At 38.8% G+C, this 1,767-nt stretch carries 2 protein-coding genes; one reads left to right on the top strand and one right to left on the bottom strand.

The features are described from left to right. Positions 1 to 20: 20 nt before the first annotated feature. A complete protein-coding gene (locus RRG12_RS43850) occupies positions 21 to 362 on the bottom strand; it encodes a hypothetical protein (RefSeq protein WP_069069662.1) in 342 nt (113 codons plus the stop codon). Between the two features lie 198 nt (positions 363 to 560). Here RRG12_RS43850 and RRG12_RS43845 point away from each other — a divergent pair, with 198 nt between their 5' ends. Further along, positions 561 to 1,667 (top strand): AAA family ATPase, encoded by a 1,107-nt coding sequence (locus RRG12_RS43845; protein ID WP_420763255.1) that lies wholly within the window; start codon positions 561 to 563, stop codon positions 1,665 to 1,667. Positions 1,668 to 1,767: the final 100 nt, after the last annotated feature.

The raw sequence follows: 1,767 nt of genomic DNA, 5'->3' as shown, positions 1-1,767 counted from the left end.
CGCAACCCAACACAAAACTATCATTTTGTCTGGGAACTATTATGGATTGGAGTTATATGACCCAGAGATACCTTTACAGCTAAGATTGGTATAGCCGTAGCTGCAATAAGAACAGCAGTAGCCAGGATAATTGCAACTGGTTTACCACCATATTGAACTAAGACTTTAAAAATATTTTCTGCTGTTTGACCTCCAGCTTGAACTAATTCTACTGTCTCTGATTTGTTTAAAGCAGCAGTAATGTTTTCAGCAATATCGAGAAGTTGTTCTGTATTGTTTGTCTGGCTGGGAATATCTAGAGATTTATCTGTTGGCTGTTGCTGCACGGGTAAATTTTCATTTTCAGCATAGTAAGTAGACATCGTTTTGCACTCCTCTCTTGTTGGGATGTCTCTATACTCGCCTGTAGTCCATAGTTATACGTAGGATGTAGGTAAATGTAGGATTAGGTCATAAATACAAAGAATGTCTACATAGACGTAGGATTACGTAGGTTTTGCTGTAAAATACTAAGCTTATATCCAGGTTTTAACTTTACTCTACCAACTTAACCAGGTTAAATGGAAGCTGAAGAAGCATTAGAATCTATTAAGCAAATATTTGAGGAGAGGAAAGGAAAAGTAGTATTACTGGGCAAGTTAGAAGAAAAAGTTTTTCTACTAAGTTGGCAAGGGATGAATTATAGTCAAATGCCTTCTAAAATAAAGAAGTCTAATCCTACTGCCAAACCATATACAGAACAATATTTAAAAGAAATAGGCAAAAATTTAATTGATAAGATTAAAACAGTTTTAGATATATACGATCTTGATAAAAGAAATTTTCGCGAAGAAATTAAAAATTTTTTTAATAAAAATCACAATCACTATCCTAAGAAAGTACCTTATATCACTGCGCCAAAATCTGATTTTATTACCTCTCAAAAGCTAGTCAATAATAGTCAATCAGAGCTAAATCATAATCCCTTCATTCCCCTTAATGGCAGAGTAGAAGAAAAGTATCTATTCTTTGACCGAGAGGGCGAAATCCGGCGAGTATTAGAGGTACTAAATAGCGGTAGTAGTGTCGTTTTAATTGGGGAGGAGGGAATTGGTAAATCCTCGCTGCTATGGATGATTTGTCAAGAAGCAGAAACTCGTCTAAACGTTAAACGTCAGCCAGTTTTCTTAGACCTGAATTTACTTCATAATGAAAGTCAATTTTATAGTGCCTTGTGCCACGAGATTGGTATACCCGAAAGTAAAGACTATCAGTTAACCCGCAATTTGCGAAATCATAAAATACTACTGGCTCTAGACAATGTAGGAAAGCTTACAGGCGAAGGTTTTACTCGCAACATAAGGGATTATTTGCGCGGTTTAGCTGAAGGAAGTAATGCTCCGTTGAAGCTGATTTTAGCTGCCACCGAACCCCTCAACAACCTTTTTAACGATAGTCAGGAGCAAGGTAATACTTCTCCGTTAGCAGGTATTTGCCAAGAGGAACACATTCATCCTTGGGATGAAGCTACTATGCGTGCTTTTATTACCAACCGTTTGGCTAGAACTTCTGTGAGTTTTACAGAAGAAGAAATCATCCGACTCATCCAAGAAAGTGGCGGACATCCTCGCCAACTGATGCAATTGTGTTATCGAACTTATTCGCGGTATGTGGAGAGTTTGCAATGAATGACACCGCTTTGACCTCTCCCCCAACCCCTCCCCTGCGAGGGGAGGGGAGCAAGATTACTCCTACTCCCCCTTCCCTCATAGGGAAGGGGGCTGGGGG

The organism is Nostoc sp. CALU 546, from assembly GCF_048836525.1.
This window is presented reverse-complemented; position numbering and strand designations above follow the sequence as displayed.